Origin of the sequence: Achromobacter sp. 77, assembly GCF_020541125.1 — a bacterium.
Lineage (GTDB): Bacteria > Pseudomonadota > Gammaproteobacteria > Burkholderiales > Burkholderiaceae_B > Achromobacter > Achromobacter mucicolens.
This window is the reverse complement of record NZ_CP059848.1, coordinates 705,317-732,303: the sequence shown is the minus strand read 5'-3', so window position 1 is coordinate 732,303 and position 26,987 is coordinate 705,317. Positions and strand designations below refer to the sequence as shown.

29 protein-coding genes are annotated in these 26,987 nt (G+C 65.9%); 15 read left to right on the top strand and 14 right to left on the bottom strand.

Features of this window, described 5'->3' with window-relative positions; all coding sequences use genetic code 11:
* The first annotated feature begins 145 nt into the window (after nucleotides 1–145).
* Entirely contained in the window at nucleotides 146–1,081 is a 936-nt protein-coding gene (locus tag H4P35_RS03325; protein WP_056327913.1) for a LysR family transcriptional regulator, read from the top strand.
* Here H4P35_RS03325 and H4P35_RS03320 read toward each other — a convergent pair.
* The 6 genes from H4P35_RS03320 to H4P35_RS03295 form a co-directional block, all read right to left on the bottom strand.
* Nucleotides 1,075–2,004 carry a glyoxylate/hydroxypyruvate reductase A gene (locus tag H4P35_RS03320; RefSeq protein ID WP_056327912.1) on the bottom strand — a complete coding sequence of 310 codons (930 nt, stop codon included), beginning with the start codon at nucleotides 2,002–2,004 and terminating at the stop codon, nucleotides 1,075–1,077. The two genes, H4P35_RS03325 and H4P35_RS03320, sit on opposite strands and share 7 nt — an antisense overlap.
* A 176-nt stretch (nucleotides 2,005–2,180) precedes the next feature.
* Nucleotides 2,181–3,704: a tripartite tricarboxylate transporter permease gene (locus tag H4P35_RS03315; RefSeq protein ID WP_226848083.1), complete on the bottom strand. Its 1,524-nt coding sequence runs from the start codon at nucleotides 3,702–3,704 to the stop codon at nucleotides 2,181–2,183.
* A 6-nt stretch (nucleotides 3,705–3,710) separates the two neighbouring features.
* The gene (locus tag H4P35_RS03310) at nucleotides 3,711–4,139 is read right to left on the bottom strand and encodes a tripartite tricarboxylate transporter TctB family protein (RefSeq protein ID WP_056327938.1); all 429 of its coding nucleotides are present in this window, start codon (nucleotides 4,137–4,139) and stop codon (nucleotides 3,711–3,713) included.
* 260 nt (nucleotides 4,140–4,399) lie between these two features.
* Entirely contained in the window at nucleotides 4,400–5,932 is a 1,533-nt protein-coding gene (locus tag H4P35_RS03305; RefSeq protein ID WP_226848077.1) for a sensor histidine kinase, read from the bottom strand.
* Complete coding sequence (locus H4P35_RS03300) at nucleotides 5,933–6,619, bottom strand: response regulator (protein WP_056327910.1); 687 nt, start codon at nucleotides 6,617–6,619, stop codon at nucleotides 5,933–5,935.
* Complete coding sequence (locus H4P35_RS03295) at nucleotides 6,600–7,172, bottom strand: RNA pyrophosphohydrolase (RefSeq protein WP_056327909.1); 573 nt, start codon at nucleotides 7,170–7,172, stop codon at nucleotides 6,600–6,602. The genes H4P35_RS03300 and H4P35_RS03295 overlap by 20 nt, the downstream gene beginning before the upstream one ends.
* 65 nt (nucleotides 7,173–7,237) lie before the next feature.
* On the opposite strand from H4P35_RS03295, the gene H4P35_RS03290 reads away from it, so the two are divergent.
* The 10 genes from H4P35_RS03290 to H4P35_RS03245 all read left to right on the top strand — a co-directional run bounded on the left by H4P35_RS03290 (nucleotide 7,238) and on the right by H4P35_RS03245 (nucleotide 16,303).
* Nucleotides 7,238–8,968 (top strand): proline--tRNA ligase, encoded by a 1,731-nt coding sequence (locus tag H4P35_RS03290; protein ID WP_152383380.1) that lies wholly within the window; start codon nucleotides 7,238–7,240, stop codon nucleotides 8,966–8,968.
* Nucleotides 8,969–9,026: 58 nt separating this feature from the next.
* On the top strand, nucleotides 9,027–9,449 hold the full coding sequence (gene ybgC, locus H4P35_RS03285) for a tol-pal system-associated acyl-CoA thioesterase (RefSeq protein ID WP_056327936.1): 423 nt from the start codon (nucleotides 9,027–9,029) through the stop codon (nucleotides 9,447–9,449).
* 2 nt (nucleotides 9,450–9,451) lie between these two features.
* Nucleotides 9,452–10,132, top strand: a complete 681-nt coding sequence (gene tolQ / locus H4P35_RS03280) for a protein TolQ (protein ID WP_056327907.1) — start codon at nucleotides 9,452–9,454, stop codon at nucleotides 10,130–10,132.
* On the top strand, nucleotides 10,132–10,593 hold the full coding sequence (gene tolR / locus H4P35_RS03275) for a protein TolR (RefSeq protein ID WP_056327906.1): 462 nt from the start codon (nucleotides 10,132–10,134) through the stop codon (nucleotides 10,591–10,593). Before tolQ ends, tolR begins: the two co-directional genes overlap by 1 nt.
* 39 nt (nucleotides 10,594–10,632) lie before the next feature.
* Entirely contained in the window at nucleotides 10,633–11,802 is a 1,170-nt protein-coding gene (gene tolA, locus H4P35_RS03270) for a cell envelope integrity protein TolA (RefSeq protein ID WP_142051226.1), read from the top strand.
* Between the two features lie 16 nt (nucleotides 11,803–11,818).
* Entirely contained in the window at nucleotides 11,819–13,141 is a 1,323-nt protein-coding gene (gene tolB / locus H4P35_RS03265; protein ID WP_056327904.1) for a Tol-Pal system beta propeller repeat protein TolB, read from the top strand.
* Between the two features lie 31 nt (nucleotides 13,142–13,172).
* Nucleotides 13,173–13,673, top strand: coding sequence for a peptidoglycan-associated lipoprotein Pal (gene pal / locus H4P35_RS03260; RefSeq protein ID WP_056327903.1), 501 nt, complete (start codon nucleotides 13,173–13,175; stop codon nucleotides 13,671–13,673).
* A gap of 85 nt (nucleotides 13,674–13,758) precedes the next feature.
* Nucleotides 13,759–14,451 carry a tol-pal system protein YbgF gene (gene ybgF, locus H4P35_RS03255; RefSeq protein ID WP_056327902.1) on the top strand — a complete coding sequence of 231 codons (693 nt, stop codon included), beginning with the start codon at nucleotides 13,759–13,761 and terminating at the stop codon, nucleotides 14,449–14,451.
* Nucleotides 14,451–15,494 (top strand): iron ABC transporter permease, encoded by a 1,044-nt coding sequence (locus tag H4P35_RS03250; RefSeq protein WP_226848075.1) that lies wholly within the window; start codon nucleotides 14,451–14,453, stop codon nucleotides 15,492–15,494. Before ybgF ends, H4P35_RS03250 begins: the two co-directional genes overlap by 1 nt.
* Nucleotides 15,491–16,303, top strand: coding sequence for an ABC transporter ATP-binding protein (locus H4P35_RS03245; protein ID WP_226848073.1), 813 nt, complete (start codon nucleotides 15,491–15,493; stop codon nucleotides 16,301–16,303). The genes H4P35_RS03250 and H4P35_RS03245 overlap by 4 nt, the downstream gene beginning before the upstream one ends.
* 25 nt (nucleotides 16,304–16,328) lie before the next feature.
* Here H4P35_RS03245 and H4P35_RS03240 read toward each other — a convergent pair whose 3' ends face one another.
* The gene (locus H4P35_RS03240) at nucleotides 16,329–16,826 is read right to left on the bottom strand and encodes a YbaK/EbsC family protein (protein ID WP_226848072.1); all 498 of its coding nucleotides are present in this window, start codon (nucleotides 16,824–16,826) and stop codon (nucleotides 16,329–16,331) included.
* Nucleotides 16,827–16,966: 140 nt separating this feature from the next.
* On the opposite strand from H4P35_RS03240, the gene H4P35_RS03235 reads away from it, so the two are divergent.
* A complete protein-coding gene (locus H4P35_RS03235; RefSeq protein ID WP_226848070.1) occupies nucleotides 16,967–17,776 on the top strand; it encodes an alpha/beta fold hydrolase in 810 nt (269 codons plus the stop codon).
* Between the two features lie 9 nt (nucleotides 17,777–17,785).
* Here the strand turns inward: H4P35_RS03235 and H4P35_RS03230 are convergent, their stop codons facing one another.
* Nucleotides 17,786–18,256: an Lrp/AsnC family transcriptional regulator gene (locus H4P35_RS03230; RefSeq protein WP_056327897.1), complete on the bottom strand. Its 471-nt coding sequence runs from the start codon at nucleotides 18,254–18,256 to the stop codon at nucleotides 17,786–17,788.
* Nucleotides 18,257–18,555: 299 nt separating this feature from the next.
* Here H4P35_RS03230 and H4P35_RS03225 point away from each other — a divergent pair, with 299 nt between their 5' ends.
* A complete protein-coding gene (locus tag H4P35_RS03225; protein WP_255616262.1) occupies nucleotides 18,556–19,449 on the top strand; it encodes a DMT family transporter in 894 nt (297 codons plus the stop codon).
* 16 nt (nucleotides 19,450–19,465) lie between these two features.
* On the opposite strand, the gene fusA is transcribed toward H4P35_RS03225, so the two are convergent.
* The 4 genes from fusA to H4P35_RS03205 all read right to left on the bottom strand — a co-directional run bounded on the left by fusA (nucleotide 19,466) and on the right by H4P35_RS03205 (nucleotide 24,133).
* On the bottom strand, nucleotides 19,466–21,577 hold the full coding sequence (gene fusA / locus H4P35_RS03220; RefSeq protein WP_056327895.1) for an elongation factor G: 2,112 nt from the start codon (nucleotides 21,575–21,577) through the stop codon (nucleotides 19,466–19,468).
* A 195-nt stretch (nucleotides 21,578–21,772) separates the two neighbouring features.
* Nucleotides 21,773–22,237, bottom strand: a complete 465-nt coding sequence (locus H4P35_RS03215; protein ID WP_056327894.1) for a universal stress protein — start codon at nucleotides 22,235–22,237, stop codon at nucleotides 21,773–21,775.
* 98 nt (nucleotides 22,238–22,335) lie between these two features.
* Nucleotides 22,336–22,680, bottom strand: a complete 345-nt coding sequence (locus H4P35_RS03210; RefSeq protein ID WP_226848067.1) for a TIGR01244 family sulfur transferase — start codon at nucleotides 22,678–22,680, stop codon at nucleotides 22,336–22,338.
* A gap of 37 nt (nucleotides 22,681–22,717) precedes the next feature.
* Nucleotides 22,718–24,133 carry a PLP-dependent aminotransferase family protein gene (locus tag H4P35_RS03205; RefSeq protein ID WP_370638972.1) on the bottom strand — a complete coding sequence of 472 codons (1,416 nt, stop codon included), beginning with the start codon at nucleotides 24,131–24,133 and terminating at the stop codon, nucleotides 22,718–22,720.
* A gap of 179 nt (nucleotides 24,134–24,312) precedes the next feature.
* On the opposite strand from H4P35_RS03205, the gene H4P35_RS03200 reads away from it, so the two are divergent.
* Together H4P35_RS03200 and H4P35_RS03195 are read left to right on the top strand one after the other, a co-directional pair.
* Nucleotides 24,313–25,236: a DMT family transporter gene (locus H4P35_RS03200; protein ID WP_226848059.1), complete on the top strand. Its 924-nt coding sequence runs from the start codon at nucleotides 24,313–24,315 to the stop codon at nucleotides 25,234–25,236.
* Nucleotides 25,233–25,877, top strand: coding sequence for a LysE family translocator (locus H4P35_RS03195; RefSeq protein WP_062838525.1), 645 nt, complete (start codon nucleotides 25,233–25,235; stop codon nucleotides 25,875–25,877). Before H4P35_RS03200 ends, H4P35_RS03195 begins: the two co-directional genes overlap by 4 nt.
* An 8-nt stretch (nucleotides 25,878–25,885) precedes the next feature.
* Here H4P35_RS03195 and H4P35_RS03190 read toward each other — a convergent pair whose 3' ends face one another.
* Both H4P35_RS03190 and H4P35_RS03185 read right to left on the bottom strand, forming a co-directional pair.
* A complete protein-coding gene (locus H4P35_RS03190; protein WP_226848056.1) occupies nucleotides 25,886–26,578 on the bottom strand; it encodes an LrgB family protein in 693 nt (230 codons plus the stop codon).
* The gene (locus H4P35_RS03185) at nucleotides 26,568–26,972 is read right to left on the bottom strand and encodes a CidA/LrgA family protein (protein WP_180100334.1); all 405 of its coding nucleotides are present in this window, start codon (nucleotides 26,970–26,972) and stop codon (nucleotides 26,568–26,570) included. The genes H4P35_RS03190 and H4P35_RS03185 overlap by 11 nt, the downstream gene beginning before the upstream one ends.
* Nucleotides 26,973–26,987: the final 15 nt, after the last annotated feature.

Below are 26,987 nucleotides of genomic sequence, written 5' to 3'. Positions count from 1 at the left end.
CGCCGCACCCGTCAGGATGATCGGGCGGGGCCTTGCCGCTTGGGCGGCGTTGGCAGATCCGTTGTGCATGGCGTCACTGTAGATGGACCAATTGAATACATAAATACGGGTATGATGAACTGTTCGTTCCAAACATAGAACAATCATGCAAGATCTCAATGACCTCTACTACTTTTCGCAAGTCGTCGAGCAAGGAGGCTTCAGCGCGGCGGCGCGCGCGCTGGACATCCCGAAATCCCGTCTCTCCCGCCGAATTTCACACCTGGAAGAAAGCCTGGGCGTGCGTCTCTTGCAGCGCACCACCCGCCGGCTGCGGCTGACGTCCGCCGGCGAACGCTATCTGCATTACTGCCGCGAGATGGCCGCCTCGGCTCGGGCTGCGGACGACGCCATGCGGCAGTTGCAGGCCGAGCCCACCGGTCCGGTCATCGTGAGTTGCCCGGTGTCGATCGCGCAGGACGTGCTGGCGCCGCTGCTGCCGGAATTCCTGGATGCGTGGCCGGCGATCTCGGTGCAATTGCTGGTCACCAACCGGCGCGTGGACCTGATCCGCGAGGGCGTGGATCTGGCGCTGCGGGTCCGCACGAAGCTGGACACGGACGCGGAACTGGTCGTGCGGCATCTGGGCACGGCGCGCGGCACGCTGGTGGCCAGCCCCGGCTATCTGCAACGTCACGGCGCGCCCGACACGCCGCAGGATCTGGCGTCGCACGTCACGCTGAGCTTCAGCGATCCGCAAAATGAAGTGCGCTGGCCCCTGCGCAACGACAAGGGCGAAGAGGTGCACATCGAACTGAAGCCGCAGTTGTCATGCAACGATTTCATCGTGCTGACGGAAGCGGCCGTGCGCGGACGCGGCATTGCCCTGCTGCCGTCGATTGCCACGCAGGAGGAACTGCGCCGCGGGCAGCTAGTGCCGGTGCTGCCGCAATGGCAGTCGCCCGAGGGCATCGTGCACTGCATCTATCCGTCACGGCGGGGCATGATGCCCGCCGTGCGAACGCTGCTGGACTTCCTGTCGCAGCGCCTGCCCTCGATGTACGAGCGTCTGGATAAAGCCGCGTCTCCCGCGCCTCAGTAGCCGCGCGAGCGTTCCACCACGCCGGTGATGGCTTCGCCGCGCTTCAGTTGCGCAACTTTGCCCGCGATCTGCGCGATGCTTTCGTCGCGCAGCGTGCGCGCCGCGATATGGGGCGTGACGTGGACCCGCGGGTCGTGCCAGAACGGGTGATCCTTGGGCAGCGGTTCGGTGTGAAAGACGTCGAGCGTGGCGCCCGCGATCTCGCCCTCTTCAAGCATCTGCACCAGATCGTCCTCGACCAGATGCTCGCCGCGTCCGACGTTGACCAGATGCGCGCCGGGCAGCAGCCGCGACAGGGTTTCGCGATTCAGGATGCCTTGCGTGTCGGGAGTGAGCGGCAGCACATTGACCAGAAAGCGCGTGCGGCCAAGGAATTCGGGCAAGGCGGCTTCGCCTGCGAAGGATTCGACACCGGGAATCTGGCGCGGCGACCGCGACCAGCCCGCGACGGGGTAGCCGAACTCGGCCAGCGTTTGCGCCACGCGCGCGCCGACCTGTCCCAGCCCCAGAACCCCCACGGGCCAGTCGGCTTGCCGGGTGCCTTCGCGGGTGTCCCAATGCTGCCGTGCCTGCGCCTGGTCGAAGGCTTCGAAATCGCGCGAGACGCGCAGCAATGCATACAGCGCGTATTCGGCCATCTGCACCGCCATGCCGGCGTCTTCGAGGCGCACGATGCGCACGTGATCGGGAATCTCGGGCATCTTCAACAAGGCATCGACGCCCGCGCCCAGATTGAAGAGCGTCTTCAAACCGGTTTCGTGCTGGAAGAGCTGGACGGGCGGACGCCAGACCAACGCGACTTCGGCGCCAGAAGGCGGACCGTCCGGGTTCCAGACCGAAATACGGCAGCCGGGCATCGCGGCCTCGAGGCGAGGCACCCAGGCGTCGGGATCGTGATGGGGACAAGCAAAGAGAATGTGCATGGTGGCAGCGGGCAGGCGATGAAAACCCCAAGCATGAGGGATGCCGCCGCACAAATCAAACGGCCCGGCGTGAGCCGGGCCTGCACAAGTAAAACGGCCCGGCGTAAGCCGGGCCTGCACAAGCAGAATGGCCCGGCCTAAGCCGGGCCGCGTGTGACGGAGGCCGAGGCCGGGGATCAGGCCGTCTGCGGCATTTCGGGCTTGTTCTTGTGCTTGTTGCGGCGCAGGAAGGCCCAGACCTGCAGCGTAATCAGCAATGCGCTCGCGCCGATGAACCATGCGCTGATCGGACGTTCGACGAACACGGCCAGGTCACCGCGCGAGAGCAGCAGCGCGCGGCGGAAGTTCTCTTCGACCATGGGGCCGAGCACGAAGCCCAGCAGGATGGGCGCGACCGAGAATTCCAGCGTCATGAGCACCGCGCCAATCACGCCGAACGCCAGCACTTCCCAGATCTGGAAGAGACTGTTCTGCGTGCTGTACACGCCCACTGCGATGAAGAACAGCGCCGACGGGAAGAGGTAGCGGTAAGGCACCTGCAGCAGCTTGACCCACACGCCGATGAGCGGCACGTTCAGCACCATGAGCAGCACGTTGCCCACCCAGAAGCTGGCGATCAGACCCCAGAAGATGTCCGGATGCTCGGTGATGAGCTGCGGGCCGGGCTGGATGCCCTGAATCAGCAGCGCGCCCAGAATCAGCGCCATCACCGCGTCGCCGGGAATGCCCAGGCTCATCGTCGGGATGAAGTCGACCTGCGTCTTCGAGTGCGACGACGCTTCCGGCGAAGCCACGCCGGCGATCATGCCGGTGCCGAACTTCTCGGGCGTCTTGGAGATCTTGCGTTCCAGCGCGTAAGCAACGAACGTGGTGATCGTCGGGCCGGTACCGGGCATGGCGCCGAACAGCGTGCCGACGGCCGTGCCGCGCACCATGGGCCAGAAGGCGGTCTTCAGTTCCTGCTTGCTGGGCCGCATGTCGCGCAGGCGCAGCTTGGCGCCGCTGCCGATGATGGTCATGCGGTTCACGCTCATCAGGAAGTCGGCAACGCCGAACAGACCCATCGAGATCGCGACCAGTTCCAGGCCGTCGGACAGGTCGAGCAAGCCGAACGAAAACCGGATGGTGCCCGTGTTCACGTCGGTGCCCACCACGCCGCACATCAGGCCGAACAGCGTCATCGCCACGCCCTTGAGCGGCGAGCCGCGCGACATCGTGGCGCCTGCCAAGAGGCCCAGCAGCATGATCGAGAAGATCTCGGTCGGGCCGAACTTGAACGCGACTTCAACCAACAGCGGCGAGGCAAAGATCATGACGATGATGCCGACCGATGCCGCGAAGAACGAGCAGATCATCGTGATGCCGAGCGCTGTTCCGCCCTTGCCCTGTTTGGTCAGTGGATAACCGTCCAGGCAGGTAACCGCGTGCGGCGGATGCGAAGGCAGGTTGAGCAGGATCGCGCCGATGGCGCCGCCGTATTGCGAGCCATAGAAAATGCCGGCCAGCATCAGGATGGCGGGCACGGGCTGCATGACGTAGGTGAGCGGCAAGAGGATCGAGATCGCGGACAGCGCACCCATGCCGGGCAGCACGCCGATGAGGTTGCCCACCAGCACGCCGAAGAACGACCACATCAGGTTGTGCCATTGGAACGCGACGCCGAAGCCGTACCAAAGGTCTACCAAAGCTTGAGAAATCATGGCGCTTCAACCCCAACGGAACAGCGGAAGCTGCAGTTGCAGCGCCCACCAGAAAACGACGACCGCGATCGCGGACATGGCGATCGACAGCAGGACGGCCTGCTTGATCGTGTTGGTGCGGTCGCCCAGCGCGGAGATGAAGACGATGGCGAATGTGGCGGGCAACAGGCCGCCGTAATGGCCCAGCAGCAGGAAGGCCAGGATGCCGAGCAGGATGCAGACACTGCCGCGGATGTCCGGCATGCCGGTGGGATGGCCTTCAGCGGGCGCGGGAGCCGAAGGTTCGGCCGAGCGCGCCGACATCGCGATCAGCAGGCCCGTGAGCGCCAGCAGGCCGCCCAGCGCCGCGGGAAAGAATCCCGGACCCATGTGGCTGAGCGAGCCGATGTGATAGTCCGTGCCGCCGTAGATCGCGGCCAGACCGATCAGGACCATCAGCGCACCGCCGTAATAGTCCTTTCTGTTGATTGTCTTTTTCACTTCCGTCCTCCTTCCTTGTGCCGGACAGCGCCAGCCTTTCATGCGCTGCTCGAAGCGGGCAGCGCCCGGCCCCTGACGACAGGCCGGATCGCAGATTACGGAAGGAAGCTGCTAATCCGCTTTCTATGCGCTGTCGCATTCCTGAATCCGGGGGTTATCCCTGATCGGCAGGCGCGCCAGGCGCAAGAAAGTAGCGGACAGTGAAGAAACGGGCGCTATTGATCGCCCTTGAGCTGGACCTCTGCGGGCCTCGGATACTGCGATACGGTGGGCGCCAGCGGCAGCCACAGCACCGACGCAAGGCCAACGCCGCCCTGGTCGTTGGGCTCGCCGTCGCGCAGTTCGATATCGCCCTCGTTGCGGCGCGCATAGGCGCGCGCAATGCCCAAACCCAAGCCGGAACCGGAGGAAGTCATGGGCTTGTCGGTGCCCACGCGCTCGAATCGCGTGAAGGCGCGCGTGCGCATGACCGGATCCAGGCCGGGGCCGTTGTCGGACACGGCAACCTCGACGCGGTTGTCGGCGCGGCACACGGACACCGTGATGCGCGCGCCCGCCGGGGCGTAATGGATGGCGTTGTGCACAAGGTTGGACAGCGCTTCGTGCAGCTCGGCTTCGTTGCCCGACACCGGCACCGGCGTGTCCTGGCCGTCTTCGGCATCGGCCTGCACCCAACCCAGGTCCTGCTGTTTTTCGTGCGCGAGCGGCAGGTACTGCAACACGACTTCGCGCGACACGGCGTTCATGTCAAGCAACTGGCGCGGGGTCTGGCCGGCCTGGTTGGCGTGCGCCAGCGACAGCAACTGCTCGGTCAGCCGGCGCGTGCGGCCCAACTGGTCGACGATGGCGCGCAGCCCTTCGCGCACGCGTGCCGGGTCGCGTTCGCGCAGCGTGTATTGGGCCTGCGTCAGCATGATGGCAAGCGGCGTGCGCAACTGGTGCGAGGCGTCGGCAAGGAAGCTGGATTGCTCGTCCAGCACCCGCCGGTAACGGGCGATATGGTGATTGACGGCCTCCACCAGTGGAGCGACTTCACTGGGCACGCGCGAGGCGTCCAGCGGCGTCAGGTCGTCGGGGCGGCGGCTGCGGATGTCGGACTGCAGCCGGCGTAGCGGCTTCAGCGCCCAGGACACGCCCCACCACACCAGCAGCACGACCAGCGCCAGCATCCGCGAATCGCGCAGGATCTCCTGGCGCCGCGCGCTGTTCTCGGCCTCGATGCGCTTGCCAGTGCTTTCGGCCACGACCACCAGCACCTGGCGGTGCTGGCCCTGGTAATAGAGATCGCGCACGACGGACACGACCCGCACGGGGTCGTTGCGATACACGCCGTCGTAGAAGATGGGTTGGCCGTTCGAGCGGGGCCAGGAAGGCGGACGCGGCATTTCCGGCATGCCGAGCAGCGTCTTGCCCTGCGTCTGAGGCACGGGCGACCCGTCGGGCAATGGAGGATCGATTTCCTCGATGCGGAAATACTTGCGCAGGCCCGCCCGGGATTCGAGCATGACCTGCGCATACAGCGGCGTGGCCACCTGCAGGTTGCCGTCGGGCGTGAATTCCAGGCTGCTTTCAAGCACCCGCGCCGGCTCCACCAAGGCGCTGTCGTAGGCCTCGTTGGTGATTTCGGAAAGGGTGCGGTAGTCGTTCAGGCTGTCGATGACCAGCAGCACCACCACGCCGGGCAAGAGCAGGATGATGAGAAGCGCGCGGATGCCGACGCGCGGCAAACCGGGAATCCGCAGGCTCACTTAGGGTTCCGCGGACTCGCTGGCCACGCTTTCGAGCATGTAGCCCAGCCCGCGCACGGTCACGATGCGCACGTCGCTGCCGGCCAGCTTCTTGCGCAGGCGGTGCAGCACGACTTCGATGGCGTCCGGATTGGCTTCGCTGTCGTGGGTGAAGACCTTGCCGAACAATTGCGACTTGTCCACCGGGTAGCCGCTACGCGTCAGGAGCGCCGCCAGGGCGGCGTGTTCGCGCGGGGTCAGGAACAGCAGCGACCCGTCCAGCGTGAAGGCACGGCTTTCGCTGTCGTAGGACAGCGAACCGCACTGCAGGCGCGGGTGCTGGCGGCCACGGCTACGGCGCACGAGCGCCGTCAGGCGGGCTTCCAGTTCTTCCAGTGCGAAGGGCTTGGTCAGGAAGTCGTCCGCGCCCAGGTTCAGGCCGCGGACGCGATCCTGCAGCGCGCCCTGCGCGGTCAGCAGGAGGACGGGGGTGCGGTCGTCGCGGTTGCGCATTTCGCGCAGGACGACGAGCCCATGCTTGTCGGGCAGGCGCAAATCCATGACGATGGCATCGTATTCCGTGCCCGCCATGAAGGCTTCGGCCGTGCGCGCATCCGCCGCGTGATCGGGTACGAACCCGCTTTGGGCGAGCGCGCGCATCAGCCAGGACGCCATGTCCCGTTCGTCTTCAACCAACAATATGCGCATGACCGTCCGTTCCTTCGGGCAAATTCTCTGCAGCCCGCTGACCATGCACACGCTGGCGCAGGTAGCGGGTTTCGTGATGGCGCCGAAAGAGGATAGCCGACAACTCGTTCAACGCCTGGGTATAGACGTCTCGCTTGAACTCGATGACGGCATCCAGCGGAACCCAGTACTGGCTCCAGCGCCAGGCGTCGAATTCCGGATGCTGCGTCGCGCGCAAGCACACATCACTGTCACGTCCCACCAGGCGCAACAAGAACCAAATCTGTTTTTGTCCTTTATAGTGGCCGCGCCACTCACGCCGGACAAAGTGATCGGGCACGTTATAACGTAACCAATCGCGTGTACGCCCCAAAATACGGACATGCTCGGGCTTCAGGCCCACCTCTTCATGGAGTTCGCGATACATGGCCTGCACCGGGCTTTCGCCATACTTGATGCCGCCCTGAGGGAACTGCCATGCATGTTCCCTGATACGCTTGCCCCAAAAGACCTCGTTTCTAGTGTTGACGAGAATGATGCCGACATTGGGGCGGTAGCCTTCGCGGTCAAGCATGGGCCACCCCCACCGAATTCAATACAATTACGGTCGATTATACGTATCTGCTGCCACCTTTAAACATGCGCGCATCCAACTACCATCTCAACACCCTCAAAGAAGCCCCTTCCGAAGCGGAAGTCGCCAGCCATCAGCTGATGACCCGCGCCGGGATGATCCGCAAACTCGCGGGCGGCATCTACACCTACATGCCGCTGGGCCTGAAGGTCATCCGCAAGGTCGAGGCGATCATCCGCGAAGAAATGAACGCGGCGGGCGCCATCGAGTTGCTGATGCCCGTGGTGCAGCCGGCCGAGCTCTGGCAGGAATCCGGCCGCTGGGAGCAGTACGGCGCGGAACTGCTGCGCATCAAGGACCGGCACCAGCGCGATTTCGTGCTGCAGCCGACGTCCGAGGAAGTCATCACGGACATCGCCCGCAATGAAATCCACAGCTACCGCCAGCTGCCGCTGAACTTCTATCACATTCAGACCAAGTTCCGGGACGAGCGCCGTCCCCGCTTCGGCCTGATGCGCGGCCGCGAATTCACGATGAAGGACGCCTACTCCTTCGACCGCGACGAAGCCGGCGCCCAGCGCAGCTACGACACCATGTTTGCTGCCTACATGCGCATCTTTGGCCGCCTGGGCCTGGAATTCCGCGCGGTGGCGGCCGACACGGGCTCCATCGGCGGCACGCGCAGCCATGAATTCCAGGTGATCGCCGACACGGGCGAAGACCTGCTGGTCTACAACGCGGAATCGGACTACGCGGCCAACATCGAACTGGCGGAAGCGCCCAGCCTGTATGCCACCCGTGCCGCCGCCGCCCAGGCGATGGCGGACGTCGCAACGCCCGGCGCCGCCAAATGCGAGGACGTGGCCAAGCTGCTGGGCATTCCCCTGGAGCGCACGATCAAGTCGATCGTCCTGGCCACCGACGGCGAAAAGGGCAAGGTCGACGTCTGGCTGCTGCTCCTGCGCGGCGACCACGAACTGAACGAGATCAAGGCGGGCAAGCTGCCGGGCCTGGCGGGCTTCCGGTTCGCCACCGAAGCCGAGATCGTCGAGTACTTCGGCTGCAAGCCCGGCTACCTTGGCCCGGTCAAGACGGCCAAGCCGGTCCACGTGATTGCCGACCGCACCGTCGCCAACATGGCCGATTTCGTCTGCGGCGCCAACCGCGAAGACTTCCACATCCAGGGCGTGAACTGGGGCCGCGACCTGCCCGAGCCTGAACTGGTGGCCGACCTGCGCAATGTCGTGGCGGGCGACCCCTCGCCGGATGGCAAGGGCACGCTGTCGATCCAGCGCGGCATCGAAGTGGGCCACGTCTTCTATCTGGGCAAGAAGTACTCCGAAGCCCTGAAGGCCACCTTCCTGGACGAAACCGGCAAGCCGGCCGTCCTGGAAATGGGCTGCTACGGCATCGGCGTGACCCGCATCGTGGGCGCCGCCATCGAGCAGAACCACGACGCCCGCGGCATCATCTGGCCCCGCGCGCTCGCCCCCTTCGAAGTGGTCATCTGCCCCGTGGGCTGGGGCAAAAGTGAAACGGTGCGTGACACCGCGCAAAAGCTCTATGAATCCTTGCTCGCGCGCGGCGTGGACGTCATGCTGGACGACCGCGATGCGCGCCCCGGCGTCATGTTTGCCGAGTGGGAACTGATCGGTGCGCCGCTGCGTGTAACAGTTGGAGAACGCGGTCTGAACGACGGTGTGGTGGAATTGCAGGCCCGTCGGGAAACCGAAGCGGCCAAGATTCCGGTAGAGTCCGCGCTGGAAGCGGTGCTGACGAAGCTCGACACGCTTTAACCCTGTAGCTGCTACGGACTTACCGCGTCCCGACCCGCACCATCATTTCCTGAGCATCGTGACCGATCAGAAGTCCGCCGAATCCACCCTGCAAGTCCGCGTCTACTACGAAGACACGGATGCCGGCGGGGTGGTCTTCTACGCTAACTACTTGAAATTCCTGGAGCGGGCACGCACCGAATGGCTGCGCGATCTGGGCGTCAACCAATCCGGGTTGGCCGCCAGCGAGCAACGGCTGTTCGTTGTCCGCGCCCTGGACATGTCCTACCGCAAACCGGCCAGACTGGACGATTTGCTTACCATACGCAGCCGAGTCACCAAACTGGGCCGCGCTTCGATACACTTCGCGCAGCGCGCGGAGCGCAACGGGGAACTGCTTGCCGAAGGCAACATCCAAGTCTGTTGCGTCGATGCCGTTCACATGCGGCCGGCAGAATTGCCGGCCGACATTCGCGCAAAACTGGAATTCATTCAGGAATAACCATGCAAGTCACCAACGACATGTCGTTGCTTTCGCTGATTTCGCACGCCAGCGTGCCGGTCCAGCTGATCATGCTGATGCTGTTGGGCATCTCGATCATGTCCTGGACCTACATCTTCGCCAAGCGCATGGCCATCAAGCGGGCCCATGACCAGACGCGCCGCTTCGAAGACGACTTCTGGTCGGGCGGCGACCTGTCGATGCTGCAGCAGGCCGTGGCCTCGCGCCGCGACGAGCAAGGCGCCCTCGCCCGCATCTTCGATGCCGGCATGACCGAATTCCTGAAGGCCCGCCGCGGCAATGCCAGCGGCGACGCCACGGCAGTGCTGGATGGCCCGCGCCGCGCCATGCGCGCTGCCTACCAGCGCGAAATGGACGCGCTGGAATCGCACCTGAACTTCCTGGCCTCCGCCGGTTCGGTGTCCCCGTACATCGGTCTCCTGGGCACGGTCTGGGGCATCATGCACGCCTTCATCGGCCTGTCGAACATGCAGCAGGCCACGCTGGCCTCGGTGGCTCCCGGCATTGCCGAGGCGCTGATCGCCACCGCCATCGGCCTGTTCGCCGCCATTCCTGCCGTGGTTGCCTACAACCGTTTCACGAATGACATCGACCGCATCTCGATCCGCTTTGACAGCTTCGTCGATGAATTCCTGAACATTCTGCAACGGCAGGTGCGCTAATGCCCTCGGTAAGCTCGCGCGGCAGGTCCGGCCGCCGCATGAAGGCCGACATCAACGTGGTGCCGTACATCGACGTGATGCTGGTGCTGCTGGTCATCTTCATGGTGACCGCGCCCCTCATCACGCCCGGGCTGATCCAACTGCCGTCGGTGGGCGCCGCCTCCGACGTGCCCGTCAAGCCGCTGGAAGTCCAGATTTCGGAAGACGGCAAGATCGCGCTGCGCATGCGCGAAGCCGGCGCCACCATGCAGGACATCGCGCGCACCGAACTGGTGGCGCAAGTGCGTTCGCGCATTACCGCGGAAACGCCGGTGGTCATCGCCGCCGACGGCAAGGTGCCCTACGAGACGGTTGTGAAGGTCATGGACGAGCTGCGCACCAACGGCATCACCCGCCTGGGTCTGCTGGTGGACCAGTCCGCCGCAGGCGCCCAACAGCCCGCACCCGCCAAGAAACGCTAACGCGCCGCCATCCGCCGGCCCGGCCGGCATGCACCGCACATGACGCCACCCATAATTCGACACCGCAGCGGCCCGCCGGCCACCCCGCCCAACAACGACAACCGGAATTCGCTGATTCTGGCTGTGGCGGTGCACCTGCTGCTGCTGGTTGCCCTGATCTTTGGCGTGAACTGGCATACCGAGAACCCTGGCCCCGTCCAGGTGGAACTCTGGGCAGACGGCAATTCGCCCGTCTCGCCGCCGCCCACGCCGCAGCCCGAACCGCCCAAACCCCAACCCAAGCCGCAGCCCGAGCCGGAGCCTGAAAAGACGCCGGAGCCGCCGCCCCCGCCCCCGCCTCCTCCGCCGCCGCCTGAGCCCCAACCGCAGGTCCAGGCCAAGACCGAGGAAGTCGATCCCGAGATCGCCATCCAGGAGGCGAAGAAAAAGCGCGAGCAGGAAGAGAAGGCCCGCGAAGCCGCCGAGGCCGCCAAGGAAAAGGCGCGCCTGGAAGAAGAGCGCAAGCAGGCCGAGCTGAAGGAAAAGAAGCGCCTGGAGCAGGAACGCCAGGCCGCCGAGAAGGCCGCTGCTGAAAAGGCCGCTGCCGAGAAGGCTGCCGCCCAGAAGGCCGCGGCGGAGAAGGCTGCCGCCGAAAAGGCGGCTGCTGAAAAGGCCGCCGAGAAGGCTGCCGCCGAAAAGGCCGCCGCCGAGAAGAAGGCCAAGGAAGAAGCCGCCAAGAAGGCAGCAGCTGAAAAGGCTGCCGCCGAGAAAGCCGCTGCCGAGAAGGCTGCGGCCGAGAAGGCGGCTGCGGAAAAGGCTGCCGCCGAGAAGGCCGCCGCTGCCAAGAAGGCCGCCGCCGACAAGGCGTTGAAGGACGCGTTCCGCAACGACGCCCTGGGCGCCGCCGGCATTCCGGGCGGCACCGCCGACCGCAACCAGGCGGGCGGCGGACGCGACAGCGGCTACGGCGCCAAGGTCCGGGCCTGCGTGCAGCCCGGGGTGGCGTATCCGCCTCCGCCCCGCAGCGGCTCGGGAAATCCGACCGCGCAATACCGGGTACAGTTAGGTTCTGACGGGAAGGTGAATGGCGTTACGTTGACCAGTTCTTCTGGCAACCCGGGCTTTGACCGCGCGGTCGAAACCGGCATCCGCCGTTGCAACCCGTTCCCGAAGCCCTCGACGGGCCGCTACGAACCCATTATTGATGTTGTCTACAGAATGTATGACTGACAGGAGATTGACGAACATGACTCCCGCTTATAGTCGACGAGTACCCACTCTCGCGCTCTGGAGAGCGTATGGAATCGGATTGCTGATGGTGGCGCTTGCCTGCCTGATGGCCATGAAGCCCGCCCACGCGCAGCTGCGTGTCGACATCTCCGGCACCGGCGCCACGCAATACCCCGTGGCCATCGCCGACTTCGCGGTCGATGACACCCACGGCCGCGCACTGGCCGAAGTCATTCGCGCCGACCTGACCCGCACCGGCCAGTTCCGCCTGATCAACGCCGCGGGCTCCGGCCTGAACGTGGATTCCCCGATCGCCCACGACGACTGGCGCGGCAAGGGTGCGGACTTCATCGCCTACGGCAGCATCACGCGTGGCGCCGATGGCCGCTACGACGTGCGCTACCGCCTGGCCGACACGGTCAAGAAGTCGCAGCTGGACGGCGTGGCCTTCTCGGGCACCGAGCAGGAACTGCGCCGCGTGGCCCACCAGATTGCCGACCGCATCTACGAAAAGATCACCGGCGTTCGCGGCGTGTTCTCGACGCGTATCGCGTACGTGCTGAAGAAGGGTTCCACCTACGAACTGCAGGTGGCTGACGCCGACGGCCAGAATCCCCAGGTCGCCCTGCGCTCGCGCGAGCCGATCATTTCGCCGTCCTGGTCGCCCGATGGCAGCAAGCTTGCTTACGTGAGCTTCGAGTCCGGCAAGCCCGTCGTCTATGTGCACACGCTGGCCACCAGCGCGCGTGCACCGGTCGCCAACTTCAAGGGCAACAACAGCGCCCCGGGTTGGTCGCCTGACGGCAGCAAGCTCGCGGTCGCCCTGACGCGTGACGGTTTGTCGCAAATTTACGTCGTTAATGCGGCCGATGGCTCGAATCCGACCCGAGTTACGCGTTCTCCCGGGATTGACACCGAGCCGAGCTTTACGCCTGACGGTGCTTCCATTATCTTTACGAGTGACCGCAGCGGCGGGCCGCAAATCTATCAGACCGGCTCGACAGGCGGCGAAGCCCGCCGTCTCACGTTTAATGGTGGTTACAACATATCACCCCGAATTTCCCCCGACGGATCGACGCTGCTGTACGTTGCAAGACGAGACGGCGCGTTTCGAATCGCATCCTTGAACCTGTCCACTGGCGCCGAAGCCTTGCTGACTGATGGTCGTGACGATCAGTCGCCCAGCTTTGCGCCAAACGGCATGCAAGTGCTCTACGCAGCCATCCAGAATGGCCGTAGCGTGCTTGCAGGTGTCTCGAGCGATGGACGCGTACGACAGACGCTTTCGGTACTGAACGGGGAAATACGTGAACCGACTTGGGGCCCATTTACCCGATAACACGTGTGACTCTCTTTGCAAAGGAACTATCATGAAGTCGCGCATTGCCAAAAGCCTAACCATCGCCGCTCTGGCTGCCGCCCTGGCAGCTTGCAGCTCCGTCCCTCTCGACGATAAAGCGGGTCAGGGTGGAGGCGCTGGCCAAGGATCTTCGGCCTCTGGCCAAATCCTTGATCCTTTCAACCCCCAAAGCATCCTGGCGCAACAGCGCTCGGTGTACTTTGATTTCGACAGCTACACCGTGTCGGACCAATACCGTGGCCTGGTCGAAACCCATGCCAAGTACCTGGCCTCGCACCAACAGCAAAAGGTCAAGATCGAAGGCAACACCGACGAACGCGGCGGTGCTGAGTACAACCTGGCCCTCGGCCAGCGTCGTGCCGACGCCGTGCGTCGCATGATGACCCTGCTGGGCGTCAGCGACAACCAGATCGAAACCATCAGCTTCGGCAAGGAAAAGCCGCGCTCGACGGGTACGACTGAAGCCGACTTTGCCGAAAACCGCCGCGCCGATATCAATTATCTGCGTTAAGCTTTTCGCTTAGTCTGGAGCCCTACCTCGCGTCGGGACGGCCAGCCGGCCGTCCCGACGTTTGTTTTTATCCCCGGGAATATTCATGCGCGATCAAGTTCTGTCCCTGCGTCCCCTGATTGTGGCCACTGGCCTGGCGCTAGCCGCCCTCACGGCCCCCGCTCACGCTTTTTCCGACGATGAAGCCCGCAAGGCCATCCTGGATTTGCGCCAGCAGGTGCAGCAGCAGAACGAGCAAAGCCAGCGCGCCAAGCTGCAATTGGCCGACCAGATTCAATCCCTGCAGCAGGAAATTGCCCAGCTGCGCGACCAGCTCGAACTGGTGTCGCGCCAGCAACCGAGCGCCAAGCCGGGCGGCGCCGCGCCGGGTAGCGCAAATCCCCCGGGCGCCTCTGCCGGCGATCCCCAGGAACAGACCGCCTATGACGGCGCGATGGACCTGTTCCGCAAGGGCCAATACAAGGAAGCCGCCGAATCGCTGGCCGCCTTCACCGCGCTCTACCCCAACAGCCAGCTCGCGCCCAGCGCCCAGTTCTACCAAGGCAGCAGCCGCTATGCGCTCAAGGACTTCAAGGGCACCATCGAGCAGCTGAACGCCATGGTGCAGAAGTCGCCGGACAACGCCCGCGCGCCGGATGCCCTGCTGATCATCGCGGGCAGCCAGATCGAACTGAACAACCGCGCCGGCGCCAAGGCCACCTTGCAACGCATCGTGCGCGACTACCCCACCACGCCGGCCGCCACCACGGCCAAGAGCCGGCTGCAACTGCTGCAGTAATGCCGCACGCCGCCAGCGCGGCAGGCGCTTACCGCCAGATTCTTCGCCGCCGGGCGGGGCTGATTGCCCTGCTGCTGGCGGCGATTCTGTTTGCGCTGCTGATCGACTTCACCGTGGGCCCGTCCGGCCTGCCCTGGCGCGCGCTCTGGCAGACGCTTGCCGCGCCCGCTGATGCTGATCCGACCTATCGCGTGATCGTCTGGGATATCCGGCTGCCGTCGGCCCTGATGGCGGCGCTGGTGGGCATGGCGCTCGGCCTGGCGGGCGCCGAGATGCAGACCATCCTGAACAATCCCCTTGCCAGCCCGTTCACCCTGGGCGTGTCGTCGGCGGCGGCCTTTGGCGCCTCGCTGGCGATCGTGCTCCAGTTCGGTCTGCCGGGCGTGCCCGCCGGCTGGCTGATTGCCGCCAACGCCTTTCTGTTCGCCCTGCTGGCGGCGCTGCTGCTGGATGCGGTGGCCCGCTGGGGCGGCATGAACACATCGGGCGTCGTGCTGTTCGGCATCGCGATGGTGTTCACCTTCAATGCGCTGGTGTCGCTGGTGCAATTCACCGCCAGCGCCGAAGCCTTGCAGAACCTGGTGTTCTGGACGATGGGCAGCCTGGCGCGTTCCAGCTGGACGACCGTGGGCGTGCTGGCGCTGGCGTTCGCGGTGGCCTTGCCGCTGGGCATGCGGCAATCCTGGAAGCTGACCGCGCTGCGGCTGGGCGAGGACCGCGCCGCCAGCTTTGGCGTGGATGTGCGCCGCGTGCGCGTTGCGGCGTTGGCGCGCGTGAGCCTGCTGTCCGCGCTGGCGGTCGCCTTTGTCGGGACGATCGGGTTCATCGGACTGGTGGCGCCGCACATCGCGCGCCGACTCTTCGGCGAAGACCACCGCTTCTATCTGCCGGGCAGCGCCCTGGTGGGCGCGGTGATCCTGTCGCTGGCGTCGATCGCATCCAAGAATCTCCTACCGGGCGTGGTGGTGCCCGTGGGCATCGTGACCGCGTTGGTGGGCATTCCCTTCTTCGTTTCCGTCGTGCTGCGCAGGCAATTGCCATGACAAGGCCCGCTTCCGCCCCACACCCCGCCGGCCTGGCGGTCCAGGCGCTTTCGGCCGGTTACGGGCGCGAAGATGTGCTGCACGACCTGACGATCCCCGCGCTTGCCGCGGGCGAAGTGACGGCGCTGCTGGGTCCGAACGGCAGCGGCAAGTCCACGTTGCTCAAGGCGCTGGCCGGCCTGGTGCGCCCCCGCGCGGGCAGCGCGGCGCTGGACGGGCTGGACCTCACGCGCCTGGACCACGCCGAGCGCGCGCGTCACGTCGTGTACCTGCCTCAAAGCCTGCCCGCGGCCGTGCACCTGCGCGTATTCGAGTCCGTGCTGGTCGCCGCCCGCGCCAGCGGCGCGGCGGCGCGCCCCGTGGACCTTCAAGCCATTGACCAGCTGCTGGCGCGGCTGGGCATCGCGCATCTGGCCCTTCACTATCTGGACGCGCTGTCTGGCGGACAAAAGCAATTGGTGGGGCTGGCGCAGGCGCTGATCCGCCACCCGCGCGTGCTGCTGCTGGACGAGCCGCTATCGGCCCTGGATCTGAACTACCAATTCCACGTCATGCGCCTGCTGCAGCAGGAAACCCGCGAGCATGGCCTGATCAGCCTCATCGTGCTGCACGACCTGAACGTGGCGCTTCAGCATGCGGACCAGGCCATGATGATTCATGAAGGGCGGCTGCACGCCGCCGGAACCCCGGCCGACGTCATCACGCCCGACGCGCTGGCTGCCGTCTATGGCGTGCAGGCGCGCGTGGAGGCGTGCTCGAAAGGCCGCCGGCAGGTGCTGATCGACGGTTTGCAGGCGCAACCGGGCTGAACCGCGCAGCCCGGCACGGGCAAGCTCAGACGCGCTGCGCCACGTCCGCGACGGGCGCGCCCGTCATGTCCGCCAGCTGGGCCGGCGTCAGGTTGAATACGGTGTGCGGATGGCCGGCGGCGGCCCACAGACTTTCGTAATTGAAGAGGTCCGCGTCCAGCAGCATGACCGGCTTGACGGCGTGGCCGATGGGGCAGACGCCGCCGATGGCATAACCGGTCATGTCGCGCACGAAGCGCGCATCGGCCTTGGCCAGTTCGCCGACCTGCGCCGCGACCTTGGCTTCGTCCACACGGTTGGCGCCGCTGGCGATGACGAGCACCGGCGCGTTGTCGGTGGCGCGCCGGAAGATGATGGACTTGGCGATCTGGGCGACTTCGCAGCCCAGCCCCGCGGCCGCCTCGGCCGAAGTCTTGCCCGTCTGAGGCAGCACCACCACGGGTTTGTCATGCCCCAATTCCACGAGCAGACGCGCAACGCGCTGAGCGGATTCCGGCAAGGCGGCGATGGATTCTGGCGACATCGTTGAAAACTCCGTTCAAGAAAACTGGCCCGCGCGCGGACGGCGCCGGCGGGCCGCAGACGAGTGTATCAGCGTCCGGCCCGACAGCCGCGCGCCGATGCCGGGCTAGAATGCGGACCTGGCTACACGTCCCGATCCCCATGCGTTCCGAACCCGTTTTGCCCTTGCAGACCGCGCCCATCGGCGGTTATGCCATGTCCTACACCGAGTACGGCAGCGGCACGCCGCTGGTGCTGGTGCACGGCTCCCTGTCCGACAGCCGCTACTGGAAGTCGCAGATGGCGCCGCTGGGGCGTTCGTTCCGGGTGCTGGCCGTGTGCCTGCGCCGCTATTGGCCCGAGACCTGGGACGGCGAAGGCGGCGGCTTTTCGGTCGAGCAGCATGCCAGCGACGTGCTGGAATTCATCGACACGGTTGCTGGCGGCCCGGCTCATCTGGTGGGCCACTCTCGCGGCGGGCGCGTCGCATTGGAAGCCGCCCTGCGTCAGCCGCAATCGCTGCGCAGTCTTACGCTGGCGGATCCCGGCCTGCAGTTGCCCGGGTGCGCCGACGAACGCGGAGGCTTTCGCCAACGCGCCCTGACGCTGATCCGGCAAGGCGACATCGAGGAAGGGTTGGCGCTGTTCGTGGACACGGTGACCGGCCCCAACACCTGGCAGCGCATGGTGCCGTGGTTCAAGGAGATGGTGCGGGACAACGTGGGCACGCTCTTCGGTCAGGTGGACGAACGGCCGGATACCCTGACGCCCGAGCAGATCGGCGGCGTGACGATGCCGGTGCTGCTGATCGGCGGCGCACTGAGCCCGGCGCCCTATCCCGCGGTGCTCGATGCGCTGGCGCAATGGCTGCCGCAATCCCGCCGCATCGACATCGTGGGCTCTTCGCACGGCATGAACCTGGGCAACCCCCGCGCCTTCAATGGCGCCATCCAGGAATTCATCGGCGGTTGATCCGCGCGGTCAGGGCTCGACCGACGGCGTGTGCTTCAGGCGCCGCAGCACAAACGTGGAACGGCTGTGCCGCACGCCGCGCAACTTGTACAGCCGCTTGCGCAGGAATTCTTCGTAGCCTTCCGTGCCCGCCACGGCAACCTTGATCAGGTAGTCGTATTCGCCCGTGACCAGAAACGCCTCGACCACTTCGGGCAGGCGGCTGATTTCCTCGCCAAAGCGCGCCAGCGTGTCGTCGTCGTGGTGCTCAAGCGTGACTTCGATCATTACCGTGTCCGGCAGCCCCAGCGCCTTCTGGTTCAGCAAGGCCGCATAACCTTCGATTACCCCCGCCTCTTCCAGCGCCTTGACGCGGTTCCAGCAGGGCGTGGGCGACAGGCCGACCGTTTCGGCCAGCTTCAGGTTCGTCAGCCGGCCATCCGCGCGCAGGGCGCGCAGGATCTTGCGGTCGGTGTCATCGAGTTTGGGCAATGTGGGCATGGTTGACGGATTATTGAAGGAAGAATCCCTATGGCAACGGATTTTACAGAAATTAGATTCTTCAAAGCGTCGCAAACCGGCGCGAATCAAGAAACCTATTTTGCGCATGACGCCGTAGACTTTCCTCAAGGCGCGCACCTATCCCGCGCGTCCCGATTCGGCGCTCACGCTGCGGCACAACCCGGCAGGTGCGCCGGCAGTTTTCACGCAGCAAGCCCGCGCGCCGATCCGCGCGGCTGGAAATCATGCCTCACGCAGCAGCACCCGCGAAATCCGGTCTCGGCCTATCCGGCGCCGTCATGCTTTTCGTCGCCCCCGCGCTCTTCGCCTCAAACATGGTTGCGGCCCGCTGGGCGCACGACGCCAACCTTCCCCCCGTCTTTCTCGCCTTCGGCCGCTGGCTGATTGCCCTGCTGATCCTGTTGCCCTTTGCCGCCCCCGCCTTGCGTGCCCATCGCCGGGCCTTGTGGCGCGGCCTGCCGGCGCTGTTACCGCTGGCCGTGCTGGGCATGGGCGTGGCGGTGGCGCCGCAGTACATCGGTGCGCAGACCACCAGCGCCACCAACATTGCGCTGATCTTTTCGTGCAGCCCGCTGCTGGTGACGCTGCTGGAAGCGGTGTTCTGGCGCAAGCCGCTGTCAGCGCCCCGCGCGGCCGGCCTGGCGCTGGCGTTGACCGGCGTGCTGGTGGTGCTGACGCGCGGCGACGCCCACGCGCTGGCGCGGCTGGCGTTCGGACAAGGAGATCTGTGGGTGCTGCTGGCCGCCACCGGGTGGGCGTTGTACACGGTGCTGCAAAAGCGGCTGACGCTACCCGCGGTGTCCGACAGCGCGCGGCTCGCGACGATGATGCTGGGCGGCGCGGTGGCGCTGGCGCCCTTTGCCGGCATTGAAGCGGCAGCCGGCATGGCGCCTGCGTGGACGGACCCGCGCCTGGCGGCGGTGCTGCTGTTCCTGGCGGTGGTGCCGAGCCTGGGCGCCTATTACGTCTATGGCCGGCTTATCAGCGTGGCCGGGCCCGCAACCGCGGGCCTGTCGATGTTCCTGGTGCCGGTCTACGCGGCGCTGCTGGCCTGGCCGCTGCTGGGCGAGGCGCCGCAGCTCTTTCATGCCTACGGCTTTGCCATGATCCTGCTGGGCGTGAAGCTGGCCTCGTCGCGGCTGCGCCCGGCGGCGGCCGCAGCCGCCGCCTGAGGGCACGGCACGACCGTCAGCGGCCCGCGCCCTGCGCCGCCATGACTTCCTGCGCCACTTGGCGGGGCGCTTCGGCGTAGTGCTTGAACTCCATCGTGTAGGTGGCGCGGCCCTGTGTCAGCGAGCGCAGCGACGTGGAGTAGCCAAACATCTCGGCCAAGGGCACCTCGGCGCGCACGACCTTGCCGCCGCCGCCCGCGATGTCTTCCATGCCCTGCACCATGCCGCGGCGCGACGACAGATCGCCCATGACGTTGCCGGTGAAGTCTTCGGGCGTCTCGACCTCGACCTGCATCATGGGTTCCAGCAGCACGGGATCGGCGCGCCGCATGCCTTCCTTGAACGCCATCGAGCCGGCCATCTTGAACGCGTTTTCGTTCGAGTCGACGTCGTGGTACGACCCGAAGAACAACGTCACCTTCACGTCCACAACCGGATACCCGGCCAGCACGCCCGCATTGAGGGCCTCGCGAATGCCCTTGTCCACCGCCGGGATGAATTCGCGCGGCACCACGCCGCCCTTGATCGCGTCGACGAATTCGTAGCCCTTGCCCGCCTCTTGCGGCTCGAGCTTGAGCACCACGTGGCCGTACTGGCCGCGGCCCCCCGACTGCTTGACGAACTTGCCTTCGACCTCGTTGCAGGTCTTGCGGATGGTCTCGCGGTACGCCACCTGCGGCTTGCCCACCGTGGCTTCCACGTTGAATTCGCGCTTCATGCGATCGACCAGGATTTCCAGGTGCAGCTCGCCCATGCCGGAAATGATGGTCTGCCCGGATTCTTCGTCGGTGCGCACGCGGAATGACGGATCTTCCTGCGCCAGGCGGCCCAGCGCGATGCCCATCTTTTCCTGGTCGGCCTTGGTCTTGGGTTCCACGGCCTGCGAAATGACGGGCTCGGGGAACACCATGCGTTCGAGGATGATGATGTGCGAGGGATCTGTCAGCGTGTCGCCGGTGGTGACGTCTTTGATGCCGACGGCCGCGGCGATGTCGCCCGCATAGACTTCGGTGATCTCGCGCCGTTCGTTGGCGTGCATCTGCAGAATGCGGCCCAGGCGTTCTTTCTTTTCCTTGATGGGGTTGTAGACCGAGTCGCCCGACTTCACCACGCCCGAATACACGCGGAAGAACACGAGCTGCCCGACGAAGGGATCGGTCATGATCTTGAAGGCAAGCGCGGAGAACGGCTCGTTGTCGGTCGGATGACGCTCGATTTCATGGTCGCGCTGGTCATGGCCCTTGATGGCGGGCACATCCACCGGCGAGGGCATGTAGTCGATGACCGCATCCAGCATCGCCTGCACGCCCTTATTCTTGAAGGCGCTGCCGCACAGCATCGGCACGATCTCGTTGGCGATCGTGCGGGCGCGCAGGCCTTCCTTGATTTCCGCTTCGGTCAGCGGCTCGCCGGACAGGTATTTTTCGAGCAGGGTTTCGTTGGCTTCGGCGGCCTTTTCGACCATCTTCTCGTGCCATTCCTGCGCCTGGTCCTGCATCGCCGCGGGGATGTCCACGTACTGGAACTTCACGCCCTGGCTGGCGTCGTCCCAGATGATGGCCTTCATCTTGACCAGATCGATCACGCCCTCGAAGTGGTCTTCGGCGCCCACCGGCAACTGGATGGGCACGGCGTCGCCCTTCAGGCGCTCGGCGATCTGGCGTTGCACGCGCAGGAAGTCCGCGCCGACGCGATCCATCTTGTTGACGAAGGCAAGCCGCGGCACCTTGTATTTGTTGGCCTGGCGCCAGACGGTCTCGGACTGCGGCTGCACGCCGCCCACGGCGTCATAGACCATGACGGCGCCGTCCAGCACGCGCATGGAGCGTTCGACCTCGATGGTGAAGTCGACGTGGCCCGGCGTGTCGATGATGTTGATGCGGTGCTCGGGATAGTTGCCCGCCATGCCCTTCCAGAAGGCGGTGGTGGCGGCCGATGTGATGGTGATGCCGCGTTCCTGCTCCTGCTCCATCCAGTCCATCACCGCCGCGCCGTCATGGACCTCGCCGATCTTGTGGGTGATGCCGGTGTAGAAGAGGATGCGCTCGGTGGTCGTCGTTTTGCCTGCGTCAATATGGGCGCTGATGCCGATATTGCGATAAAGCTCGATGCGCGTCTTGCGGGTCATGGCCTCTTCCTACGGTTGGATGAAGATGCGTAAATATTACGCGCCGTGCGGCAAGATACAAGCCTGAATCGGCCCGCTGACACGAGTTTGGCGGGTCCATGAGTTTGGCCCCGCCATACCAACGTATAAGCGCATGCGCCGGGCATGAAAAAGCCCCTCTGGCAGAGGGGCTTTGGCGCATGCGGTGGCGCGCAATTACTTCTTGTCTTCCTTGACGCGATAGACCAGCACGGCAGTGGTGGCCAGCGAGAGCACCTTGGCGGTAACGCTGCCCAGCAGCAGGCGCGACAGGCCGCTGCGGCCGTGGCTGCCGATGAAGATCAGATCGCAGCCCGCATCGGTGGCGGCCTGAACGATGCCGTCAGCCACGTTGAAGTTGGACACGGCGCGCGCTTCGACCTTGACGCCAGCGGTATCGGCACGGTCGCTGATCTGCTTGAGGTACTTGTCGGCTTGCTCGGCGGAGGCCTTTTCGTAGTCTTCGTCGGTGATGGCGTAGGCCGCGGCCATGCCGTCAAAACCGATGGTGGCCGCGAAGGGCTGCGTCACGTAGAGGGCGACGACTTCGGCGCCGACTTCGCGCGCGAAGCAGATACCTGCGTTGGCGGCTTGCGCCGAGAGCGGGGAACCGTCGGTGGGAATCAGGATCTTCTTGAACATCTTGCCTGCTCCTGTGTTGGAGGAATCTTTATGCTACCGGAAAGCCGCCGGGCCGACATCAGCCGAACTGGCGGCCTTGACGAGGGTCAAGGCGGGGTTTATCCCAACTGCTGGGCAGCCGCAAACAGGTTGGTGCAGCGGGTGCCGGTGCGGCAGTATGCCAGGACCGGGCTCGGCAGGGTGCGCAGCAGTTCCGCAAAGCGGGCGACGTCGGCGGCCGTCATGGCGCTGCCCACGACGGGCTGATATTCGATCTGCAGGCCGGCTTCCTGCGCGGCGCGCGACACGTCGGCGGCGGTGGGCTGGTCCGGACCGCCTTCAAAATCGGGGCGGTTGATGATGACGCTCTTGTACCCGGCGGCGGCCACGTCGGCCATGTCGTCGGGGCCCAGTTGCGGGGCGACGGCAAAGTTCTGGGTAAGGGGCTTGATGGGTGCGGACATGACGGTTCCTTCGGTGACTGGGCGATCTGGCTCGGAATTATTGATTGTAGGACCCGTTTTGCGCGAACAGTTTTTCCAGTTCGGCCCAGATGCCCCGGTGGTCGGCAATCGATACCGAAAAGCGCAGCATGGTCGACGGTGCCTGCGTCGGCGAGAACAGCGTCCCCGGCGCGAGCAGCATGCCGCGGTCCGCGGCCTCGCGCGCCAGCACCTCGGAATCCCGGCCGCAATCGGCCCAGACGAACATGCCAGCGTGCGCCTCGTGCGGGATGGTCAGGCCCAGTTTCAGCAAGCCCTTCATGCAGCGCTGGCGCGCGTCGTCGACCCGCTGTCGCACGCGTTCGATATGGCGCCGGTACTGCCCTTCCATGAGGACGCGGTGCACGACGCGCTCGCCCAGTTCGGGTGAAGTCAGACCCGCCAGCATCTTCAGGTCGGCCAGCTTCTGCAGCAGGTCGGCATTGGCCGCCACATAGCCCACGCGCAGGCTGGCCGCCAGCATCTTGGAGTATCCCCCCACGAAGATGACGCGGTTCAGCCGATCCAGGGCCGCGAGCTTGATGGCGCCGCCCGGATGCAGCTCGCCGTAGGTGTCGTCTTCGACAACCATGAAATCGTGGCGTTCGGCGATGCGCAGGATGCCGTAGGCGGCCCCGGCGGACAGCGTGTGGCCGGTGGGGTTGTGAACCGATCCGTTGATGATGAAAAGCTTGGGCTTGTGCTGCGCGGCCAGTTGCTCAAGCAGGTCGAGGTCCGGGCCTTCGGGGCCGCGCGGCACGCCAATCAGGCGGGCGCCAAAGGCGGCAAGGCGGCCGAAGATCACGAACCAGGCCGGGTCCTCGACCAGGACGGTATCGCCCGGCTTGACCAGATGGCGCGCGATGAGATCCAGCCCGTGGGTGACGCCGTTGGTCGTGAGCAGGTTGAGCTCGGGATGGGCCGGCACGCCCTCGTTCTGCAGCACCGCGGCGATCTGCTGGCGCAGGGGCGCAAAACCCTGGGGGCTGCCGTAGCTGACGAGGTTGGCGCGCACCGAGCGGCCCACCGCGCGCACGGCGCCAGCCACCATGTCGGGATCCAGCCAATCGGCCGGCAGGAGGCCCGCCCCGCCCGGCATGCCCGGCGCGTTGGATTCACGGAACATGCTGCGCAACAGCCAGGCGATGTCCACCCGCGCGGGCGGCGCGAGCGTGCTGGGTGCGGCGGCGGCCACCGCCGTCAGCGGGCCGCTGCGGGCCTTCACGAAAAACCCCGCGCCCCGGCGCGACTGCACCAGCCCGCGGGCCACGAGGCGGTCGTAGGCCTCGACCACGGTGAATCGGCTGACGCCCGACTGTTCGGCCATCTTGCGGATGGACGGCAGGCGCGTGCCGGGCCGCAAGCCTTGCTCGTCGATGCGGCGGGCCAGGCCATCGGCCAGTTGCGCCACCAGGGTGGCATCGGCCTGGCGCACGGGCTGCCAGGGCATGGAAGGAGAGGACGGAGCAACTGTCATGGAGATTTGACCAGGCCAGTGATTAAAGTGACACGCCATTGTGTACCGGTACTGTACTGATGGCTGTGCGTAGAGTGACAGCAATGCCGAAAGCCTGCAACCGCAGGCGCGGCCATTGAGACTTTTTTGGTGCTGTCATGACCCGTCCCGCGCTCTTGCCGTCGCCTTCGGCCGCTTCCGCCGCCCCGTCATCCCTGTGGGAGGGATACGGCTACGGTTTCCTGGGCGTGCTGGTGTTTTCGCTAACGCTGCCCATGACCCGCGTGGCGGTGGCCGAACTGGCGCCGCTGCTGGTGGGATTGGGCCGCGCGCTGATCGCCGCGCTGCCCGCCGTGGCCCTGTTGTGGTTGACCCGCAGCCGCCGGCCCAATCGCGCGGAATGGCCGGGCGTGATCCTGGCGGCGCTGGGCATCGTCGTGGGCTGGCCGCTGGCCTCGTCGATCGCGATGCAGACGGTGCCTTCGTCGCAAGGCGCGGTATTCAACGGCCTGCTGCCGCTGTCCACCGCCGCCTTTGCCGCGCTGCGCAGCGGTGAAAGGCCTTCGGCCGCCTTCTGGGGCTGGGCCGTCGCGGGCGCCGCGCTGGTTACCGCTTATGCGCTGCGCCAGGGCGAAGGCACGCTGACTGCGGGCTACCTTTGGCTGCTGGTGGCCGTGGTGCTGGGCGGCATGGGCTACGCCGAGGGCGCGCGCGCCTCGCGCACGCTGGGCGGTTGGCGCACAATATGTTGGGCGCTTGCCATCAGCGCACCCGTGGTGGCCCTGCCGGTCGGCTGGATGGCGGCGCAGCAGCCCCACTGGCCCAGCTCGGACGTCATCGCTGCCTGCGCCTACCTGGCCTTCGGCTCGATGTTCCTGGGATTTTTCGCCTGGTACCGCGGCCTGGCCGCCGGCGGAATTGCCCGGGTCGGACAAGTGCAATTGCTGCAACCCTTCCTTACCGTCGTGGCCGCTGCTTTGCTGTTTGGCGAAACCGTGGAGGCGACGACGTTCGTGTTTGCCGCCGCCGTGATCGCCGTTATTGCCGGCGGACGCCGCGCCATCGTGAGGACCCCGAAATGAACCTGCTTCCTGCCAATTGGGCCGACGTCCCGCTGGCCTCGCTTTCCCTGCTGGGCCCGCTGGCGTTGTTTGCGCTGGTCAGCTCGATCACGCCCGGCCCCAATAACGTCATGCTGGCCTCGTCGGGGTTGAACTTCGGGTTCCGGCGCAGCGTGCCGCATCTGCTGGGCGTGAACCTGGGATTCACGCTGATGATCTTTCTGGTGGGCGTCGGCCTGGGTTCGGTCTTTCAGCAGACGCCCGCCCTCTATACCGTCCTGAAGTACGCCGGCGCGGCCTATCTGCTGTATCTGGCGTGGAAGATCGCCAACTCCGGCCCGCTGGACGAGGGTGAGGCGCGCGGCAAGCCGTTCACGTTCCTGCAGGCCGCCGCCTTCCAGTGGGTCAATCCCAAGGCCTGGGTGATGGCGGTGGGCGTGGTGGCAACCTACACGCCGCAGAACGGCTTCTTCGCCAATCTGGTGATCGCGACGCTGGTCTGCGGCATCGTCAACCTGCCCAGCATCGGCATCTGGGTGACCTTCGGCACGGCTCTGCGCCGCGTGCTGCACCGGCCTGCCGCCATCCGCGCCTTCAATGTGGGCATGGCCCTGCTGCTGGTTGCCTCGCTGTATCCCGTCGCCCTGGAACTGCTCCACTGACCCGCCGTTCAGGCCAGCAGCCCCACCACCACGGCCGGCGTGACCAGCACGTTGAACAGGCCCGCCATCACCATCACCAGGCCCGCGACCGCGCCCTCTTCGGCGGCCAGCTCGCGGGCCTTGGCCGTGCCCGCGCCGTGCGCCCCCATGCCGAATAGCGCGCCGCGCGCCAATGCCGAGCGCAGCGGCAGCCACCTGCACATGAGCTGGCCGATGGCCGCGCCAAACACGCCCGTCACGATGACGAAAACGGCCGTCAGGTCGGGCACGCCGCCCACGTGGGACGACACCGCCACGGCAAACGGCGTGGCGACCGAACGCGGCAATAAGCTGAGCCGCAGGTCCGGCGGCAAATCCAGCAGGCTGCCCAGCAGCCATGCGCTGGCGCCCGCGATGCCGCTGCCCACCGCCACCCCGGCGGCCAGCACCGGCCAGTAGCGCCGGATCAGCGCGCGCTGCTGATACAGCGGCAAGGCGAACGCCACGATGACCGGGCCCAGCATGGCCATCAGCCAGTGCGAGCCGGACATGTATTCGCGATAGCCGGTATGCAGCAGGATGGCCAGCGTCAGCAGGAGCGCGGGCGCAACGACCAGCGTGGACGTCCACCAGTAGGCGTAGCGGCGGTAGAACAGACGCGCGCAGACGTAGGCGGCGACCGTCGCAGCCGGCCAGAAAAGCAGGTTGAATTCAGACCGCATGGCGGTTCATCCAGCGGTAGCAAAGATCGATGGTCAGCGCCGTGCCTGCCATGACGAGCGCCGTGCCCAGCAGGATAACCGCCAGCAGCTTGACGCCCAGGAGTCCCAGGAATTCACGGTGGTCCAGCAGCGACATGACCGCCGGCACGAAGAAGAGCAGCATTTCGCCCAGCAGCCAGCTTGCGCCGCGCTGCACATTGCGCACGCGCAACCGGCGCGTCGCCAGCAGCAGGAGCACCAGCGCCATCCCGATGACGCCGCCGGGCACCGGCAGGCCCGAGGCCTGCGCCACCGCCTGCCCCGCCAAGGAAAAAAGCACGATCAACGCGATCTGGAGCAAACGGCTGCGGCGCAGGGCGCTGCGCAAAAGGATGGAATGGCGAAAGCGGGTCATGAGACGAAATCCAGC